The following is a 19377-nucleotide window of genomic DNA, read 5'->3' as shown; positions in this document are numbered from 1 at the left end:
ATACAGGTGCGCATTCGGCGACAGAGGTACCCCGAAGGCAGAATCATCCGCCTTCACATGACCTATGAACAGGCCAGCAATCAAAACCAGGCCCGCTGCCCTGACTGAAAAACGTTTCATTTTTCTGACGAACGTGAAGCCAGAATATCGCGGATTTCCGTCAGCAACACTTCCTCCTTGGAAGGTTCCGGTGGAGCCACCGGTTTGGCTTCCTCCTGACGATGCAGCTTGCTTATCAGGCGCATCACCCAGAAGATGAAGAAAGCAATGATCAGGAACTGGATGACAGCATTCAGAAAGAGGCCCACATTGATGGTTACGGCCCCGGCCTTCTGAGCTTCACTTAGTGTCGCTTTGACAGGTCCTTTCAAGGTGATGAAAATGTTGGAAAAATCCACGCCTCCCGTTAGGCATCCCAGCACCGGTGTCAGAAGGTCCTTGACTGCACTATTGACGATGGAACTGAAAGCAGCACCGACCACCACACCAATCGCCAGATCCACGACGTTTCCACGCATGATGAACTTGTGAAAATCCGTCAACCAACCGGGTGATTTGACACGACTCATATGACCTCTCTTCTTCCAAGGTGAATAACGGATGCACTGGCAGCACACTACCATAAACAACGTAAATCCTGCCCCATCATAGAGGACAATATGGCAAAACTGTATGATATTCTTAACCTTATAGCTTATCAGGAAAAAAAGACCGTTAGCCTTTCTTTTATGGGGCTGATCCTGTATGAGGGCTTCGTCTGCTCCGGTCGGTATCGGAGCTCTCTCTTTCAGATTCAGGAAATGTTATGAAATCCGGCATCCACCCCGACTATCATGAAATCACAGTCGTGATGGCTGATGGCAGCGAATACACGACGCGCTCCTGCTACGGCGAACCCGGCGCAAAGCTGCGTCTTGACGTTGATCCCAAGACGCATCCAGCCTGGACGGGTGTTCAGCGTATTCTGGATACCGGGGGACAGGTTGCCAAGTTCAACAAGCGGTTCTCTGGCATCGGCAACATCAAGAAGTAAAAATCTGTCCCGTCAGGACAGACAAGGCAAAGCCCTCCCTCTCCCTATTCCGGAGAAGGGAGGGTTTCTTTTTTCTGCTGCCAGCTACCTCATCCATCTTGACCTCCCTTCCTCTCTGGAGCATTTTGGTGGCAATGTCGTGCATTGTTGCAGGCACCGCCCCTCACGAGGGTGGCGGGTGATTCTTTTTCAGAGTGGCCCGGGCCCTGCCAGATGCCGGACCATATACCCGCTCTGCAAAAAGGACTACGTTCACATGACCCTGCCACTGATGCCAAAAGCAACTGCCGTCTGGCTGATTGAAAAAACCGGTCTCACCTTCGATCAGATAGCCATATTCTGTGGCATGCACCCGCTGGAAATTCAGGCCATCGCTGACGGTGAAGTTGGCGGTGGAATCAATGGCTATGATCCCATCAAGAACAATCAGCTTACCGCGGCCGAGATCAAGCGTTGCGAGGCCAATCCTTCTGCCCGCCTCAAACTGATTGCCACGCCCAATCCTGTAGCCCGTCGTGCAAAAGGTGCACGCTACACCCCGGTGGCAAAACGGCATGACCGTCCTGATGCCATTGCTTTCATACTGCGTCAGTTCCCACAGCTGAATGACACACAGATCGTCCGCCTTCTGGGTACGACCAAGGATACGATTGCCAAGATACGCAACCGTGAGCACTGGAACAGCACCAATATCAAGCCCCGTGATCCGGTCATCCTTGGCCTCTGCACGCAGACGGACCTGAACGCTGCTGTACAGGCAGCTAATGATCGTCTCGTCCGGGAAGGCAAACCCCTTCAGGAAGATCACGGGGAACTTGATCCAAACAGTCTTTTCCCTTCTCACGATGAGACAGGCAGCAGTTTCTGAGAAGGCGGAGCAAAACACTATGAAAGCCTCATCAACACCTCTGGTCGGTGTGATCATGGGCAGCCAGTCCGATTGGGAAACCATGCGGCATGGCTGTGAAATGCTAGAGAAACTGGGAATTTCTTACGAAGCCCGGATCGTCTCCGCCCACAGAACACCGGACCGTCTTGCTGACTATGCCAGAACAGCCCGCAAACGGGGACTGAAGGTTGTCATTGCCGGTGCTGGTGGGGCGGCCCATCTTCCTGGAATGTGCGCAGCCTGGACATCCCTGCCTGTTCTGGGGGTTCCTGTAGAAAGCAGGACGCTCAAAGGGCAGGATAGCCTGCTTTCCATCGTGCAGATGCCTGCTGGTGTTCCGGTTGGTACACTGGCTATTGGGAAGGCTGGGGCCATCAATGCGGCTCTTCTGGCGGCCTCTGTCATTTCTCTCATTAATGAACAGGTGGCAGAACGGCTGGACACCTTCCGTGCCGAACAGACAGCCTCTGTCGCAGAGGTACCTGTCGGATGACGGTCACAGCACTGAAGCCAAGAGCCAGGATCGGCATTGTTGGCGGTGGGCAGCTTGGTCGCATGTCGGCCGTAGCAGCGTCACGACTGGGATATGAGGTTCATATCCTTTCAGACAGTCAGCCCAGCCCCGCAGCAGAAACAGCAGCCCGCTTTACGGTGGGATCATACGATGATCCTGCCTGCTTGGAAAAATTTGCCCGTTCCTGCGATGTCATCACCTTTGAATTTGAGAATATCAGCACAGCGGGTCTAAGCCATCTGTCCCGTTTCTGTCCTGTGCATCCATCCGGTCATATTCTGGAAATCAGCCAGGACCGCATCGCTGAAAAAACCATGCTGGGTTCGTATGGCCTTCCTGTTGCCCCCTGGAAGGAAATCGCCTCCCCAGATGATTTACGGTCACTGCCTGCTTTCGGTTTTCCCTGTATCCTGAAGACAACCCGTTTTGGGTATGATGGAAAAGGCCAGTTCCGTCTTCCTGACGAAACGGCCTTCCAGGGGATTCTTCAGAAAGCGGAAAGTCTCCCTTATCCTCTGGTAGCTGAACAGCAGATTGACTTTGCCCGTGAGATCAGCGTGATGGTTGCCCGTGGTACGGATGGCACCATCCGCTGTTTTGACGTGGCGGAAAATCATCACCGTCAGGGTATTCTGCGTGCCTCGATAGTTCCTGCTCCCATCATGCCGGAACTGGCCCAGAAGGCGCAGACGCTAGCCGCCACACTGGCGGAAAAGCTGAACCTGGTGGGCATCATGGGCGTGGAGCTGTTCGAAGAACGGAATGGCGATCTGCTTGTGAATGAAATTGCGCCGCGTCCTCACAATTCAGGGCACTGGACCATGAATGCCTGTCTAGTGGACCAGTTTGAAATGCATATCCGCGCTGTGGCTGGGCTACCTCTGCCACCTGCCCGGCGTCATTCAGATGCCTATATGCACAACCTCATCGGTCCAGATGACATGGCCCTTCTTCCTGAACTGCTTCAGGAAGAAAATGCGTCCATTCATCTCTATGGTAAGGAAGAAGCCCGTCCTGGCCGTAAGATGGGACATGTAAACCGTATATTCCCTCGTGGAGGTATGCCTGGCGACATGGTCTTGTCTCATTATCAGCCAAGACTTGAGGACTGATTACTCAGCACCGAGAAGCCCAAGCTGGCGGAAGCTGGTCTGGGCTTTTTTTGTAATGATCAGATGATCAATCAGTTTTACTTCTATGACTTTCAGAGCCATCTCAATATTCTGGGTCATGATGATGTCCCCTCTGGACGGGTTTGGCTGTCCAGCCGGGTGATTATGCACCATGATAATTCCGGCAGCTTTCAGCTCCAGACAACGTTTTGCGATTTCGCGGGGATAGACCGGTACGTGGTTGATTGTTCCACGTCCCTGCACTTCATCCCGGATGAGATGATTCTTTCCATCAAGAAAAAGCAAACGGAACTGTTCCACACGTTCTCTGGCCATATGAACCATCAGATAATCTCTTAGCAGCTCAGGCTGTTCAAGCAGATCGCCTTCGGGTAACAGGGAACGCCCATATCGATGGGCCAGTTCTTTCAGTACAATACAGAAAACAGCCAGTGAGACATTATCTTTCGGTATGTGACTTCTGTCTGATGGCTGGGAAAAAATCAGTTGGGACAAGGACGAATGATATTTCAGTAGATCATTCGTCAATTTCTCCTGTGCATCATCTTCAGACACGACGAATGATGCAATTCTCTGGAAAACCTGTTTCAAAGAGACAGCGTGTAAAGGAACTGTCACAATCTTACAGTAGTCCTGTCTCATTCATGCTGACATACCACCCCTCCCCTATCAGGATGCTTTCATGAAGGGTGATGCTGAGACTCTGAAGTGCCTGTTTCAACCCACGCACTTCGGGAGCGAGAGCTGTCGCAGGGCTTCGTGGATGATAATAGGCAATGATGGCTGCCGTAGCGTGACATGACAGGAGATACTGAGCAATTGCGCGATGATAAGCGTGAAGGTTGCTTTCAGCCGGAAATGTTTCTTCCGCAATGAGGCCATTATTGCTGTCCAGACAGATCAGTCCGATGACCGGCTTTTCCATCCTATGTAGCGTCCCTTTCAGGTAATTCATCAAAGTTTCGGCATTGCTCAACTGAAGAGGTGTATCATCATCGCTTTCCATCAGGGAACGTGCTGCCAGAACAGGAAGCTCCAGAAGGGATATGAGACGCCTGCTCAGGCCGTATTGCTCCAGTGTTTCGGAAGATGCCTGCAACAGCTTTCCGATTGATCCAAAAGCCGACAATAATACTTTAGCCTGTGGGTTCGTATCCCGTCTGGGAATGGCATAGAACAGCAGGACTTCCAGCAATTCATAATCGGCCAGGGTTTCAGCACCATGAACAAGGATGCGTTCCCTCATGCGTGCCCTATGTCCCTGTTTTGGTGAAACCGCTTTTTTCACAACTGGAGGTTATGTCCTAGCCATTGAATATGGTGCGCATTATACCAGATAATCGTGATGGATGATCTTTTTTCCCCCCGTTTTTCGCCCTCTGGTCCTGACTATCTGGATGACCTGAATGCAGAACAGCGTCTGGCTGTGGAGACCACACAGGGGCCTCTGCTCATTCTGGCGGGTGCCGGAACAGGCAAGACACGTGTTCTGACAACACGCTTTGCTCATATCATTCTGGAAAAACTGGCTTGGCCGGAACAGATTCTGGCGGTCACTTTCACCAATAAAGCGGCCCGGGAAATGCGGGAACGCATCAGCAGCATTCTTGAGCGACCAGTGGAAGGCTTATGGCTGGGGACATTCCACTCTCTCTGTGCCCGCATGTTACGTCAGCATGCAATTCTGGTCGGGCTGGAGCGGAACTTCACCATCCTGGATATGGATGACCAGATACGTCTGCTGAAACAGGTCATGGAACCGTGGAATCTGGATCTGAAACGCTGGCCTCCCGCCAAGATCATGCATCAAATTCAGCTGTGGAAAGACCAGGCTCTTCTTCCTGATGCCATCACGCCAGTACAGGTTCCAGAACTGGCAAACGGACAGGCGAGAGCCATCTATGCATCCTATCAGACACGACTGAAAGAATTGAATGCCTGTGATTTTGGAGACCTGATGCTCCATATGGTGACAGTTCTCCGCCAACATCCTGACGTTCTGGAACAATACCAGAAACGTTTCCGGTATATTCTGGTAGATGAATATCAGGATACGAATACCATCCAGTATCTCTGGCTACGTCTTCTGGCCAAAAAACAGGATGGAACACCTACCAATATTGCGTGTGTCGGTGATGATGACCAGTCCATCTACTCATGGCGTGGAGCGGACATCGCGAATATCCTGAGATTTGAAAAGGATTTTCCCGGTGCAGCAGTGATCCGCCTTGAACAGAATTACCGTTCTACACCTCGCATCCTGAATGTGGCTTCGCAGATTATCACCCATAATGAAGGACGGTTGGGTAAAGTTCTACGCCCCGGAGTGGCAGCTGAAGACGGAGAACTGATTGAAGTCATTAATACACCTGATTCAGATGATGAAGCCCGGGTTGTAGGAAGCCGCATTTATGATCTTCATAAGCAGGGTCATACTTATGGCTCCGTAGCCATTCTTATGCGGGCCGGCTTTCAGACGCGCCCTTTTGAAGAGGCTCTGGTCCGTATGGGTATTCCCTATCAGATCATTGGTGGTCTTCGTTTTTATGAAAGAGCTGAAATCCGGGACGCCATTGCTTATATGCGGGCTGTTTTATATCCGGTTGACGATCTGGCTTTTGAACGGATTGTCAATCTTCCCAGACGTGGTTTCGGTAATGTTGCTCTTTCCAAATTACGGGTAGCGGCAAGAGAGATAGGCCTGTCTCTTCAGCAGACACTTCAGCATCAGCTGGAACGAGGACTTCTGAAGGGCAAGTCATCTGTCGCACTTATGGAGCTGATGACTGTCCTGATGAAGGCACGGGAGACAGTTACCAAAGAAGGGCATGTCATTGCGACAGACATGGTTTTGGAGGACAGCGGCTATCTTGCCATGTGGCGGGATGACCCTAAGACGGTGGAAGCATCCGGGAGACTGGATAATATTCGTGAGCTGTTGCGTGCCATTGGAGAGTTTCCCACAATGGAAGCTTTTCTGGAGCATATTGCCCTGATCATGGATACTGACAGTCGTGAAGACGATCAGGATAAAGTCAGCCTCATGACGTTACATGCTGCAAAGGGGCTTGAGTTTCCAACTGTTTTTCTCCCTGGCTGGGAGGAGGGTCTCTTCCCTTCCCAGCGTTCTCTGGATGAAGGAGGCAATCAGGCTCTGGAGGAAGAACGGCGGTTGGCTTATGTTGGACTTACCCGTGCTCGTGAGCGTGTGGTTATTTTGTATGCTAATAATCGAAAACTTTATGCCAACTGGCAAGATTCCATACCAAGCCGCTTTCTTGATGAACTTCCTGAAGATCAGATCATCCGGACCGTCCTTTCATCCAGACAGAATCAGCAGCCCCAGACATTTTTCAATCGTCAGTTCCGTTCTCCTACAAGACAGCGCAGTTCCACTATTTCCCCTTCCCGACCGGCAGTTCCTATTGGTGCTACAGTAAGGCATAACCGTTATGGCGAAGGTGTCGTCATCAATGTGGAAGGTGACCGGCTGTCCATTAATTTTGAAAATATCGGTCTGAAACGGATCATGGCCGGTTTCGTGGAGATTATATCATGAAAAGCAGACAAAACCTCATTGCCCCCTCCCATATCGGCTCTCGACATGCCCGTGCCCTGGAAACACTGTCCATCGTCGTTGAAGAAGCTCATGTGCCGCTTTTTGAACAGGCTCTGCTGGGTGTCTGCGATACCGTAGGCATGTTCGAGGAAGATGACGAACAGCGTTACTGGCGGCTGGAAGCCATAAAAGAAAAAGGCAAGAATGAGGAAGAGCTGGACAATGCTCTGGCCCTCGTCCGTGCCATGACAGGCGTTGAAACGCCACTCCACCGTCAGGATACCGAAGCCGAGGGCTGGCTTGCCCGTACTCAGGAAGCCTTTCCACCGCAATATGTGGGCCGCCGTTTCTGCATCCGGGGCACACATCTGAAAGACACCCCCTCTTCCAACAGACTGAACATTACACTGGATGCCGGCATTGCCTTCGGTTCAGGCGAGCATGGTTCAACTCGTGGCTGCCTGCGGGCACTGGAGCTGATCGCTCATCGCAACCCCCGTCATATTCTGGACATGGGGTGCGGTTCCGGCATTCTGGCCATGGCCGCTGCCCGACTGTTCCACCGTCCCGTCCTGGCCGTGGACATAGAACCGTGGTCAGTCCGTGTTGCCGCTTCCAATGCCCGTCTGAACGGTCTTGGACCATTGCTGGACTGCCGTTTTGGCAATGGCTGGCATACTGAAACTGTCAGGCAGAAAGCCCCTTACGATCTGGTTTTCGCCAATATCCTGGCCCGTCCTCTCTGCCGCATGGCCAGGGACCTTGCCAGCAATCTCCAGTCCGGAGGCACAGCCATTCTGGCAGGCCTGCTCAATACACAGGCCCGCATGGTACTGGTCGCCCATCAGAGGCAGGGTCTGGTTCTTGAGAAGCAGCTCAAGGAGGGACCGTGGAGTACGCTTATTCTCCGGAAGCCAGCCTGAGCTTCCCCAGCCGCCTTTTCCCCTGACTGTCACTTGCTGGTGTATTCATGTCCCTGTCGTCTGTTCCTCTGGAAGAACGCCCCGCCCTTGTCCGTCAACATTTCAGCAGACTGTCCATTTCAGGATTCATCGTCACACGAGGTGACGAGTATCTGGGGGAATATGTTGCCCCCCATGCTGAAAGACTGGCGTGGCTGACGGGCTTTACCGGCAGCGCAGGGCTGGCCATCCTTCTGGAAAAAGAAGGAAGTGTCTTCTCGGACGGCCGCTACACCGTACAGATGGCTGAACAGGCTCCTGCCTCCCTGTGGGAGACCCATCATGGAGGACAGATCCCACCACGGCAGTGGCTCGCCCAGAAAGCGCAGGGGGTGCGCATTGGCTATGATCCGAAACTGACCAGTCAGAAAGAATTTTTATCATGGGAGACTGCCGGAGTGCAGCTTGTTCCTCTTGATGAAAACCCGATCGATCTTGCCTGGCCCGACCAGCCTGCCGCCCCGGCAGGACCGATCCATCACCACCCTCTGAAATTCACTGGCGAAACAAGCCGGAACAAAAGAGACCGTCTGGCGCAGCAGCTTCGTGATGCTGGGCAGGATGCCATGATTCTGGCGGACTGCCCGTCACTCGCATGGCTGCTCAACATCAGGGGGGACGATATCTCCATGACCCCCGTAGCCCACGCCTATGGCATCCTTCATGCCGGTGGTACCGCCGACATTTTTGCAGATGCGTCACGCTTCCTCGATGCTCCCGAAGATACAGGCATCCGCCCCTGCCCGGCGTCCAGCCTCATCACGGCCCTGAATGGCTTTTCCGGCAAGACCATCCGGCTGGACCCTGCAACAACACCCATCTGGTTCAGAATGATTCTGGGCAGGGCCGGTGCCCATGTCGTTGACGGAAATGATCTCTGCACCTTGCCAAAAGCCATCAAGTCAAAGGTGGAACAGGACGGCAACCGTCAGGCCCACAGACTGGACAGCATCGCCATGGCCCGCTTCCTCCACTGGCTGGAACAGCATGGAACGGGACACCATGAAACCGAACTGACGGCCAGACTGGAAGCATTCCGCGCCCTCTCTCCCGATTACAGAGGCCCCAGTTTCGAGACAATTTCAGCAGCTGGCCCTAACGGGGCCTATCCCCATTATCGGGCTGAAAAGGGACGGGACAGCATCCTTCAGCCCAACAGCGTCTATCTTGTGGATAGCGGTGCCCAATACCCCTTCGGCACTACAGACATCACCCGTACGATCTGGAATGGACCAGACGAGGCTCCCGCTGCCATCAGACAGGCTTTCACCGCCGTCCTGAAGGGAAACATCACGCTCAGCCGTCAGCGTTTCCCGAAAGGACTGCCGGGATACCGGCTGGATACGCTTGCCCGTTCTGCACTGTGGAATCTGGGGCTAGACTTTGACCATGGAACAGGTCACGGGATCGGCAGTTACCTCTCCGTCCATGAAGGCCCCCAGTCCATCTCGGTGGCTCCACGCCCCACCGGGCTTGTGCCGGGAATGATCCTCTCCAATGAACCCGGTTATTATGAGGTCGGAGCTTATGGCATCCGCATCGAAAATCTGCTTCTGGTCCGGGAAAGCTCCCTGAAGGATTCACCCTGCCCCTGTCTGGAGTTTGAAGTCCTGACCCATACACCCATCGACCGTAAACTGATCAACGTGAATCAACTGACCACGGAAGAACGTCAGTGGCTTGACCACTACCACGCCACGGTCCTTGAGACACTCCGTCCTCTGCTGGAGGAAGAGCTTCATCCGTGGCTTGAACGGTGCTGCGCCCCTCTAAGCTGACACTCATAAAAAAATCCCTCTCATCATGACCGGATGAGAGGGATAGGCATTGATCAACGGAACTACATATCTTCAGGCAGGAGGCAGGTCCTCTTCCAGTACTGTCATGTTGACGGCATAGGACACTTCGCCCTCATCCTCATCCCGATAAACAGTTCCGACAACCTCGCCAGCCACTGCAATTTCCACGCTCATGCCTTTACGGGGTGGCACTTCCACCGTCAGTTCAGGTGAGCCGAGAAGACGCCGCAATGCCTTCTGCAAACGGTGGACTTCAGCAGTGGAAATATCGGCCATAAGGCACCCTCCAAAAAGAGAAAATCTTTCTCTTTTCTAACTCATCGGTCTTAATACTAAAACCCATCTTTCTGGCAGAAAGAAAAACATGGTAGAGCATCCCCGCACAGCCAGCCTTTCTGCCCTCATGGAGAGAGAATGACGTTTCGGAAAATCCTGTACCGGCTTACCTGTATGCTGCCCCTCGGCCTGTCCGCCTGCGGGTATTGGGATGCTCTCGAGGCTCACAAGGCACAGTATGAAATGGTGGGCATGACGACATATGACCTCCAGGCCTGTGCAGGGGCACCCAATTCCACCAAGACGCTGAGCAGTGATGTCGCCATCTGGGAGTACGATATCAGCCGCTCGGTTGCGACAGTCAGCAGCACGCAGGGTACGTCCCTTTTCCCCATCAACATCCCCGATGTCATCAATGGATACCAGCAGCTTTTCGGCAAACCGGGTTCAGCATGTCGCATGCTCGTGCGTATCGATCATGACCGCATTTCCGAGGTCCATTATGCCGGAGATGATGATGAATATATCGGCGAAGACGGCATCTGCTCCATGATCACCCGTGGCTGTGCACGGCAGCCCGAAGGGACAATGCGTGATGCTCCGGGCATCTGGCCCATGGGACCGATTTCCGCATTCCATTCCATGCCGACGGAAGACCAGCGGACAGACGCAACATACTCGGACAAGTCCGGGAAATTCGTCCCCAATTACGACCACAAACCGGGCGACCCTCTCATCCAGCCCGCTCCCAAAGATGGGTCCATCCCCAAGGTGCGCCGCAATAACGGCCTGATCAACCTGTATCAGGGGGATAACGGTCTCCCGATCATAACCACATACCACCGCTGAGACAGGTGAGGCCGTCCTGCATGCAGGCAGCCTCCCCCATTCTCCGACCTCTTCAGCTCAGCAGGTCCTTCATCTTCCGTACCGAGGCCCCAAGCCCGACAAACACGGCCTCGCTGATCAGGAAATGCCCGATATTCAGCTCCCTGAGACCGGGCAGCCGTGTGATGGGTGAGACATTCTCATAGGTCAGGCCATGCCCCGCATGCAGCTCCAGCCCACACTCAGCAGCGATGCGGGCCGCCTCGTGCAGTCGCTCCAGCTCCCCTTCTCTACCCAGGGCATAGGAGCCTGTATGCAGTTCAATGACAGGAACTCCCAAAGCCGCTGCGGTCCGGATCACCTCTGGCTCCGGATCAATGAAGAGCGACACGCGAATGCCAGCGTCACGCAGACGGGCCACACGCGGTGCCAGACTGTCTCGCAGCCCGATGACATCCAGCCCTCCCTCCGTCGTCAGCTCCTCCCGCCGTTCAGGAACAAGACAGCAGGCATGGGGCCTGAGGGCACAGGCCATGTCCACCATTTCATCCGTAACAGCCATCTCAAAATTGAGGGGAGCCGAAAGAGCACGGAGCCGCCTGACATCCTCATCCCGGATATGGCGACGATCCTCACGCAGATGAGCCGTAATGCCATCGGCTCCATGCTCCAGAGCCAGTTCAGCCGCCCGGACAGGGTCAGGATAATGCTCACCCCGCGCATTCCGTAATGTCGCAACATGGTCAACATTGATACCCAGACGGATCATGAGCCGTTCCTTTCCCTCTTCATATGGCCTGCGCATCATACGCAGCACGCTGACGGACCATATTATGGGCCATCCCGAGAGCCGATAAAAGGCTTGAGATGCTGGCCTGTCCCGTCTCTCCCGGCTTCACGGCAATGTCGAAGGCCGTGCCGTGATCAGGCGATGTACGGATGATGGGCAGACCAAGCGTGATATTCACGCCTCCTGCCATGTCCAGCGTCTTGACCGGAATCAGACCCTGATCGTGATACAGGCATATGGCGGCATCATAGCGGGAACGGGCCGCCGCACTGAACATGGTATCCGGCGGCATGGGACCGAGAACCGTCATGCCCTCTCCACGCAGAGCCTCGACGGCAGGCCTGATGATCCGGATTTCCTCCTCACCCATCATGCCATTCTCCCCTGCATGGGGATTCAGCCCGGCGATGGCCAGCCTTGGCTGACGGATGCCAAAATCACGCTGCAGGGCCACTGCGGTCAGTCGGCTTACGCTCATGATCCGCTCTGCCGAAAGGGTTTCAACAGCCTGCTTCAGAGAAACGTGAATGCTCGTCAGCGTCACCCTGAGATCAGGGCAGGCCAGCATCATGACTTCCTGCCCGACCGTATCACACAGGGCCGCCAGAAATTCCGTATGCCCCGGATGAGGGAAACTGGCTGCCGCCAGAACATGCTTGGCGATCGGATTCGTCACGACAGCTCCGGCATCCCCTGCAAGAACATGCCTCACGGCCTGCTCTATGCTGCTGATGACAGCCGCTGCATTCCCTGAAGAAGGCTGACCCGGGCGGACCTGCTCCGGACAGATCACTTCCTGGACTGGCAGAGCCTCCGAGAAACAGGCCACCGCTTCTGACGGATGCCGGATCACCCTATAGGGCAGGTCAGGCCCCAGAAGGGCAGGATCACCAATCCAGAAAAAGACACGTTCACTGTCCCTGAGATGCTGCCATGTCCGCCATGCCAGTTCCGGCCCAATGCCAGCAGGATCGCCCATGGTCAGGGCCAGAGGCAGGGTTATGTTACGCTCCCACATGTTTCACCGGGCCAGAGCCGCCAATATGCGAACCCAGGACCGTATCCCACGATGGAACGATTCAAGGCCGTACTGCTCATTAGGAGAATGAATCCGGTCGTCAGCCTGCGCAAAACCGACCATGAGTGCATCCATGCCGAGAGCGTCACGTACTTCCTCAGCCACGGGAATGGAGCCGCCACACCCGGTCGTCACGGCCTGTTTTCCCCATTCTTCACTCAGGGCAGACAGCGTGGCCGGCAGAAACGCACTCTCCCGGCTCACGGCAAAACCAGCCGATGCACCGTGAGAGATGAAGTTCACACTGACATCGTCCGGCAGGCTCCTGCGGACATAGGCCCGGAAAGCCTCCCGTATTTTCAGCGGGTCCTGCCCCGGCACCAGACGGAAAGACAGTTTCGCCGAAGCCCGTGCCGGAATCACCGTCTTGAAGCCATCATCCCGATAGCCCCCTCCGATGCCATTGACCTCAAAACTGGGACGGCACCATGTCTGCTCAATGGCACTGAACCCCTGCTCCCCCGCGGCCCGAGAGAGGCCGACCTCTCCCAGAAGAGCCAAATCATCGGGGTAGAGCTGCCGCCACTGCTGGCGTGTCCGTTCATCCGGTATGCTCACGCCATCATAAAAACCGGGCAGCGTAATCCGCCCTGTTTCATCCCGCAGACCGCTGATGATCCTGCACAGGAGAAACGCCGGGTTGGCCGCCGCATTGCCATACATGCCTGAATGGAGGTCCTGACGGGCCGCCACCAGCTCAATCTCTTCAGCAACCGTTCCACGCAGGGACGTCGTGATGGCAGGTGTCTGCCGGTCAGGCATCGCCGTATCACAGATCAGGGCCACATCCGCTTTCAGTTCCTCGCTGTTCGCCCTGAGGAATGGCAGGAGATTCTCGCCACCAGACTCTTCTTCACCTTCCAGCAGAAAACTCACAGCGACAGGCAGATCACCATGAACCGCCTTCCAGGCACGACAGGCCTCAATGAAAGTCATCACCTGTCCCTTGTCATCACTGGCACCACGGGCCACGATGACTTCACGCCCTTCCCCGTCCTTCCTGATACAGGGTTCAAACGGGTCCGTCTGCCAGAGCGCATCAGGGTCTGTCGGCTGAACATCATAATGCCCATAGAAGAGAACATGCGTCTGCCCGGCATCCTTCTTCCCGGCATTATCCTCATCATGCCCCACCACCATGGGATGCCCCGGCTCAGCCCAGGACACTTCCCTCAGGCTGGCCGTAAAGCCCAGCCCCTGAAGCTCATCAACCAGCCAGCCTGCGGCCCGGCGACAGTCATCCTTATGGTTCTTCTGTGTGGAAATGCTGGGAATACGCAGCAGAGCCATGAGTCGCTCCAGTGCCTCTTTCCGATTCGCATCCACATACTGAAGAACGGCTGCCGTTTTCTCAGTCACGCTCAACCTCTTCCTTCTGCTCATGATGTTCTTCTGGCAGCGTCACGCCAAGATGGGTGGGCAATGGCATGAACTCATCTTCCGACTCAGCATTTTCCTGATCTCCAGCGGCACCATCAGCAGAAGACGGCTCAACAACCGCTTTCAGCGTGATCCGCAGAGGGGCAGGAGCAAACACCCTGCGCCGGAACGTGCTTTCCTCCACAAAAGGACGTTCCGTCCTATTTGACCTGTCGAACAGCGTTTCCACGAAACGCCCGAAAGCTTCATGGAGATGACTGTCATCATGCCTTTTCCGGACAGCCTCATAGGCCCTGTTCCGCAATCCATTCCACAGCTCCGGCTCCTCATACAGACGGATCAGCTGTCCGGCAAAACGCTTGGGATCATTGAATCCTCCATCCAAGGCCTCTTCACCGTCTTTCCAGCCCAGACGCTCCAGCTGGGGACTGCTCAGCACGGCCGGAATTCCCTGCCCAGCGGCTTCCAGAACCTCGGTTGCCTGTCTGGACGGTACCCGTGATGGGTCAGCAAGAACACGGCACTGCTGCATCATGGTTAGCAGGGCATTCTTCCCGGCCAGCCCCTCCAGGGAGGCCAGACGTTCGTAGAATCCAAGATCGACCACCGGGTGATGATACCCGCCAACCCCAACGGGTATGTCTTCACCAAAATGACGTCTCATGTCCGGCATGACGGAAAAGCAGAACCAGTCAAACCCATCATGTCCAGCGTCACCAGCCCGATAGATGGAAAGGGGAAACAGTATCCCCCGGCGTCGTGCAAAATCATCCTCTACCAGAAAGGGACAAAGCGACACAGCATAGGGAAGATGCATGACATTGCCATAGCCCAGCTGACGCAGCAGAGCCGTCTCCTGTGCATCCCCCGTGATGATTCCCTGACAGAGCCATGCATGATCCAGCTCCGCCCGGGCGTCCCTCATGAGAATTTCCGGCCGGTCCACCACTCCGACAAGCCGCCTCATATGCTCTTCAACAGCCCTGAGACCAACTCCTTTCAGGCTGACCGTATCGAGGACCAGGGCCTTTCCCCGAAAATCACAGTCCCCTGACGCCAGAACCGGCCCCAGCCGGGACAGAACATCCGTTCCCCCAAGCCAGAGAATCTTTATCTCCATCTGCCGTTCCCGCAGGAAAGCAGAAAAGTCCCGTACGCCACGCCAGCATTCAACATCCGCCGGATAATCGTGTGGCACGACAAGCCGGTCTTCATCCCCCCTGTCGAGACCGACGGCAAGAACACGCCAGCCAAGCCAGCGGAATGCTTCGATCTGCTGCATGATCCTCCGGGTAGGGCCACCCTCCTCAAGCCGCGGAAGATGAGGGAAAACCATCATGACACTGGGGCGACTGCCTCCCGCAGTCATGGAACCTTCCCGTGCAATGGCCTGCGTGGAGAGGGACACCGGGAACAGACGCCGTATGGCCTCTTTCCCTTCATCTCCTGCCGCATACGTCTCTACTGTCGCATTCAGCATTCTGGCCTGTACGGCAGGCCAGTAAGACAGGATTTCACCCTTTACACGCAGGGCCATGGAAAGGCAGGCAAAGAAAGGCTCTGCCATATGCCCGTCCAGATAGTTCAGGGCCTCTGTCAATCCTTTCCGATGACAGAACAGGAATCCGCCCTGCACCGCATCTATGGTACGCTGGAAACTGACAGACTGTGACTGTATCGTCTCCCCCTGCCCACAGCATGTAATGCTCCCGTCCCGCCATACGGCACTTCCTGCCTCAAGCACCCTGCTGGTACCTGTCACGATTCTGCCGGTACCACCGGTCCGGTCTTTCATCATGGCTGACATGGCAGACACCAGGGCCATGGGCAGCAGCTGCATGCCAGCCTCCAAAAGAAGGATGCGCTCTCCCTGTAACTGAGGCATGATCCTCTGCAGCTGCTGTGCCTGCGACAGAAGCTCCTCACTGGTGAAATAGCTTATGCCGCCTTCCACTGCCTGACCGAGCCGCTGCCGCGCCAGCCCGTTACCCGTACTGGCCACGATGACCTGCATGCCCGACAGGCCCTGCGCCCTCAGCGAGATCAGCGTCGCAATATCAAGCAGATAATTGCCCTGTGAGAACAGGACGACACTCAGCCGGACCGAAGAAGATGCAACAGGATCAAAACGCAGAGGCCGCCGGAAAAGAGACGGCAGCCCGGCTTCAACCTTCCTCAGGGCCAGCGTGTTGGCTGCGGTGACAGACGACTCAGGAACAGTGACGGCCACTCTTCCTTCCTGCTGCATGGTCCAGAGCAGAAAAGGATTATCCACGTGGGCCTGCTTCAGGGCTTCAGGAAGATCAAGCGTCCCGATGAAGGCCTTCATGTCCAGAGCAGTGGACGGGTTGCGCTGCTCGGCAATCCCTGCCCGGATGAAATGGGCATAGCCATTGCGGAACAGGCCCTTTTCCACCGCCTCGGCAATGTCCGGATAATATGTCCGGTAATGCTCCTCATCAAAATACGGGCTGGGGCTGTAACGGGTAGGCTCATCACAGCCCAGATAATGATGCAGTGGACTGGTGAACTGTCCCGCTTCCATCAGTTCAGCGACTTCAGGATACTGTTCAAGATACCAGACGGGATCGAAATACCATGACGTCCGCACCGTCCTCATGTCCGGATTTTCAAGAGACAGATACTGGGAGAAAGCTCCCCGGGACGGATCAAAAGGAATGTCCCGCCTCAGGCACTCACGGATGAACAGCTCGGCATCAAAGAAAAGGTGCGGAGACCTGAAATCAAAATCGCCGACACATAGAAAGTGGTCGTACGCATTGACATGACCGGCATTCCGTATGGCTCTCAGTCCGTAATCGGAATTTTCCTTCAGGTAATATTCCGCAGAGAAAAGCCAGTGTCCTGCACAGCTCTGGCACCCGACATCCACATAATGCTGGAACCCGCTGCGGAAAATGCCCTTGTCCTGCACACTCCGCCGGACATCGGGATATGTCTTCAGGTACCATTCTTCATCAAAATACCGGTTGGGAGACGTACCATCGCCCCCCTCATCCGCCTCCCAGCTTTCAGTCAGCCGGGCATCATCCAGTCCTGATTCTGCCAACTGACGGGCATAGCGACGACGGTACCAAGCAACATCAAACCCGTACCAGAGAGGAGTCTTCGCCCGGTCATTCGTAATCGCCCCGAAAAAAGTCCTGTCTGTACCCATACCGCCCCCACCAGTCCATCAACTATCAAGAAGATATGGTCCCGTTCAATATCAGAAAACGGCTCCCTTAGGGAGCGTAGCAGCTACACTATATTCATTCACTTCACGAAAAGAGGGACACCTCAAGATGACAGGAAGGAACAGTTCTTTTAAAATCCACCAGCACCGGGCAGACGCTCCGTGTTCCTTCGTCCATCTTGTCCCCTGCTACGAGGCAGGATAGGAATAGCCTCATGATACGACTTCTGATTATTGTTCTTTTTCTGGCCTTCGCGGCCATTTTTGCCATGAGCAATCTGGATGACACCACCATCTGGCTGGCCTCATTTGGCTTCTCCATCAAGATGGGCAAGTTCATTGCACTTCTGTCGGTGCCCTCCCTCGTACTGGGCCTGCTTCTGGGCCTGACGGGCGAGTTCCGCCAGCGGCGTCGTGCCCGCAAGGCTGAATCACAACTTCGTGCGTCCCAGAAACAGCTGATCGAACTCCATCAGCGTCTGGACCAGCTCAAGGCGGGCAGCACGGCACCGGCAGCAGAACCGGCTCCAGCCGCCCCGCAGAAGTAAGATGTCCACCATGCCATCCCATCGCACCCGTCTCATCGCTGCGCTGGATACCTCCTCCTACGAGCAGGCGTCCCGCTGGGCCACGGAGCTGGAAGGCCGGGTAGACGCCATCAAGCTCGGGCTTGAATTCACCTATGCCTGTGGACTGGACGCCGTAAAGAAACTGTCTGCCCGGCAGGAGCTGTTCCTTGACCTGAAGCTGCACGACATTCCCAATACGGTCGCTTCCGGCCTGAAGGCCCTGGCTCCCATTCATCCTGCGCTGATGACCATTCATGCCCTTGGTGGCCCTAAGATGATCGCCCGCTCCCGGGCCATGCTGGAGGAAGCCTTCGAGGGGAACGACAGTCGCTCCAGGCTGCTGGCCGTTACCATCCTGACCAGCATGAACGAGCAGAGTCTTGCCGAAGTCGGCATCAATGCCACGCCTCTGGATGAAGTGGTCCGTCTGGGGCGCATGGCCGTCCGTTCCGGCGCAGACGGGCTTGTCTGTTCCGCCCATGAGATCACCGCCCTGCGGGATGCCCTGGGCGATGCACCGGAACTGGTCGTGCCCGGCATCCGTCCTGCGGGCAGCAGCACTGATGACCAGAAACGCATCATGACGCCAGCGCAGGCCGCACGGGCCGGAGCTGACTGGATCGTGGTGGGACGCCCCATCACCCGGGCTGACGATCCTGCGGCTGCGGCACAGGCCATCCAGGATGAATTGCGGACGGCTGTTCCGTGACAGTCAGCGTCAAGATCTGCGGCCTGACCCGCACCGAGGACATGCAGGCCTGCGCTGCGCTGGGCGTACGATGGGTGGGACTGGTCTTCCACCTCGCCTCTCCCCGCTTCGTGAAGCTGGAACAGGCCGCAGACCTCCATGCAGCCATTCCAGTGCCCAATGAGGGGGGACCGCTTCGTGTAGGCCTGTTCGTGAAACCGACTCATGAGCAGATCGCAGAAACATTGCGCCATGTCCCTCTCGACATCCTCCAGCTCTATACAGATGAGGCCACAGCTCTCACATTACAGGCACGGACCGGCCGTCCTGTCTGGCTTGCCCGTGGAATCTCACGGACACATGATCTCCCTGTTTCTGATGCACTGGATGGTTACGTCATTGAAGCTCCAGCCCAGGAGGGCGACACCCGCCCTGGTGGTCTGGGACGTATCTTTGACTGGACTCTGACCAGCGGATGGCAGGCCCCTGCCCCCTGGCTGCTTGCTGGTGGGCTGACACCCGAGAATGTGGCAGATGCCGTACGGACCAGCCAGACCCGTGCCGTTGATGTTTCATCTGGTGTCGAAGAGCGGCCCGGCATCAAATCGGCTCTTCTCATTGAAAAATTTGTAAAAAATTCTCAGAAAGGGGCTTGCACCCATTAGAAATGATGGTATCGTCTC

The 19377-nt window shown here is 55.5% G+C and carries 19 protein-coding genes; 11 read left to right on the top strand and 8 right to left on the bottom strand.

What is annotated here, in order from left to right:
• Positions 1–116: 116 nt before the first annotated feature.
• On the bottom strand, positions 117–569 hold the full coding sequence (mscL, locus tag NQF87_RS01915) for a large conductance mechanosensitive channel protein MscL (protein WP_266126727.1): 453 nt from the start codon (positions 567–569) through the stop codon (positions 117–119).
• 236 nt (positions 570–805) lie between these two features.
• Here mscL and rpmE point away from each other — a divergent pair, with 236 nt between their 5' ends.
• The 4 genes from rpmE (at position 806) to NQF87_RS01895 (ending at position 3548) form a co-directional block, all read left to right on the top strand.
• Positions 806–1033: a 50S ribosomal protein L31 gene (gene rpmE, locus NQF87_RS01910; RefSeq protein ID WP_266126726.1), complete on the top strand. Its 228-nt coding sequence runs from the start codon at positions 806–808 to the stop codon at positions 1031–1033.
• Positions 1034–1289: 256 nt separating this feature from the next.
• Entirely contained in the window at positions 1290–1901 is a 612-nt protein-coding gene (locus NQF87_RS01905; RefSeq protein WP_266126725.1) for a DUF1013 domain-containing protein, read from the top strand.
• Positions 1902–1920: 19 nt separating this feature from the next.
• Positions 1921–2415 (top strand): 5-(carboxyamino)imidazole ribonucleotide mutase, encoded by a 495-nt coding sequence (purE, locus tag NQF87_RS01900; protein ID WP_266126724.1) that lies wholly within the window; start codon positions 1921–1923, stop codon positions 2413–2415.
• Positions 2412–3548 carry a 5-(carboxyamino)imidazole ribonucleotide synthase gene (locus NQF87_RS01895; RefSeq protein ID WP_266126723.1) on the top strand — a complete coding sequence of 379 codons (1137 nt, stop codon included), beginning with the start codon at positions 2412–2414 and terminating at the stop codon, positions 3546–3548. Before purE ends, NQF87_RS01895 begins: the two co-directional genes overlap by 4 nt.
• Here the strand turns inward: NQF87_RS01895 and NQF87_RS01890 are convergent, their stop codons facing one another.
• Positions 3549–4124: a JAB domain-containing protein gene (locus tag NQF87_RS01890; protein WP_266126722.1), complete on the bottom strand. Its 576-nt coding sequence runs from the start codon at positions 4122–4124 to the stop codon at positions 3549–3551.
• A 67-nt stretch (positions 4125–4191) separates the two neighbouring features.
• Positions 4192–4815 (bottom strand): JAB domain-containing protein, encoded by a 624-nt coding sequence (locus tag NQF87_RS01885; RefSeq protein ID WP_266126721.1) that lies wholly within the window; start codon positions 4813–4815, stop codon positions 4192–4194.
• A 99-nt stretch (positions 4816–4914) separates the two neighbouring features.
• Between NQF87_RS01885 and NQF87_RS01880 the strand changes: the two genes are divergently transcribed.
• From NQF87_RS01880 to NQF87_RS01870, 3 genes are read left to right on the top strand one after another with little or no spacing between them, the layout of a single operon-like run.
• Positions 4915–7128: an ATP-dependent helicase gene (locus NQF87_RS01880; protein WP_266126720.1), complete on the top strand. Its 2214-nt coding sequence runs from the start codon at positions 4915–4917 to the stop codon at positions 7126–7128.
• On the top strand, positions 7125–8051 hold the full coding sequence (locus NQF87_RS01875) for a 50S ribosomal protein L11 methyltransferase (RefSeq protein ID WP_266126719.1): 927 nt from the start codon (positions 7125–7127) through the stop codon (positions 8049–8051). Before NQF87_RS01880 ends, NQF87_RS01875 begins: the two co-directional genes overlap by 4 nt.
• A gap of 47 nt (positions 8052–8098) precedes the next feature.
• Entirely contained in the window at positions 8099–9868 is a 1770-nt protein-coding gene (locus NQF87_RS01870) for an aminopeptidase P family protein (RefSeq protein WP_266126718.1), read from the top strand.
• A gap of 72 nt (positions 9869–9940) precedes the next feature.
• Here NQF87_RS01870 and NQF87_RS01865 read toward each other — a convergent pair whose 3' ends face one another.
• Positions 9941–10165 carry a DUF3126 family protein gene (locus NQF87_RS01865; RefSeq protein ID WP_266126717.1) on the bottom strand — a complete coding sequence of 75 codons (225 nt, stop codon included), beginning with the start codon at positions 10163–10165 and terminating at the stop codon, positions 9941–9943.
• A gap of 138 nt (positions 10166–10303) precedes the next feature.
• On the opposite strand from NQF87_RS01865, the gene NQF87_RS01860 reads away from it, so the two are divergent.
• Positions 10304–11014, top strand: a complete 711-nt coding sequence (locus NQF87_RS01860) for a hypothetical protein (protein ID WP_266126716.1) — start codon at positions 10304–10306, stop codon at positions 11012–11014.
• 52 nt (positions 11015–11066) lie between these two features.
• On the opposite strand, the gene NQF87_RS01855 is transcribed toward NQF87_RS01860, so the two are convergent.
• The 4 genes from NQF87_RS01855 to NQF87_RS01840 are packed head-to-tail and all read right to left on the bottom strand — an operon-like array spanning position 11067 to position 17419.
• The gene (locus tag NQF87_RS01855) at positions 11067–11762 is read right to left on the bottom strand and encodes a pyridoxine 5'-phosphate synthase (RefSeq protein ID WP_266126715.1); all 696 of its coding nucleotides are present in this window, start codon (positions 11760–11762) and stop codon (positions 11067–11069) included.
• 19 nt (positions 11763–11781) lie between these two features.
• Positions 11782–12801, bottom strand: coding sequence for a 4-hydroxythreonine-4-phosphate dehydrogenase PdxA (pdxA, locus tag NQF87_RS01850; RefSeq protein ID WP_266126714.1), 1020 nt, complete (start codon positions 12799–12801; stop codon positions 11782–11784).
• 3 nt (positions 12802–12804) lie between these two features.
• Positions 12805–14244, bottom strand: coding sequence for a M20/M25/M40 family metallo-hydrolase (locus tag NQF87_RS01845; protein ID WP_407651977.1), 1440 nt, complete (start codon positions 14242–14244; stop codon positions 12805–12807).
• Positions 14213–17419, bottom strand: a complete 3207-nt coding sequence (locus tag NQF87_RS01840) for a glycosyltransferase family protein (protein WP_266126712.1) — start codon at positions 17417–17419, stop codon at positions 14213–14215. Before NQF87_RS01840 ends, NQF87_RS01845 begins: the two co-directional genes overlap by 32 nt.
• A 233-nt stretch (positions 17420–17652) precedes the next feature.
• Between NQF87_RS01840 and NQF87_RS01835 the strand changes: the two genes are divergently transcribed.
• Genes NQF87_RS01835 through NQF87_RS01825 form a run of 3 tightly spaced genes read left to right on the top strand, consistent with a single transcriptional unit; the run spans position 17653 to position 19359 of the window.
• On the top strand, positions 17653–17985 hold the full coding sequence (locus NQF87_RS01835; protein ID WP_266126711.1) for a LapA family protein: 333 nt from the start codon (positions 17653–17655) through the stop codon (positions 17983–17985).
• Between the two features lie 10 nt (positions 17986–17995).
• Complete coding sequence (gene pyrF / locus NQF87_RS01830; protein WP_266127031.1) at positions 17996–18715, top strand: orotidine-5'-phosphate decarboxylase; 720 nt, start codon at positions 17996–17998, stop codon at positions 18713–18715.
• On the top strand, positions 18712–19359 hold the full coding sequence (locus NQF87_RS01825; RefSeq protein WP_266126710.1) for a phosphoribosylanthranilate isomerase: 648 nt from the start codon (positions 18712–18714) through the stop codon (positions 19357–19359). The genes pyrF and NQF87_RS01825 overlap by 4 nt, the downstream gene beginning before the upstream one ends.
• The last annotated feature ends 18 nt before the right edge of the window (positions 19360–19377 follow it).

The organism is Bombella dulcis, from assembly GCF_026385505.1.
Lineage (GTDB): Bacteria > Pseudomonadota > Alphaproteobacteria > Acetobacterales > Acetobacteraceae > Bombella > Bombella dulcis.
The sequence above is the reverse complement of the archived record's forward strand: the minus strand, read 5'-3'. Positions and strand labels throughout refer to the sequence as shown.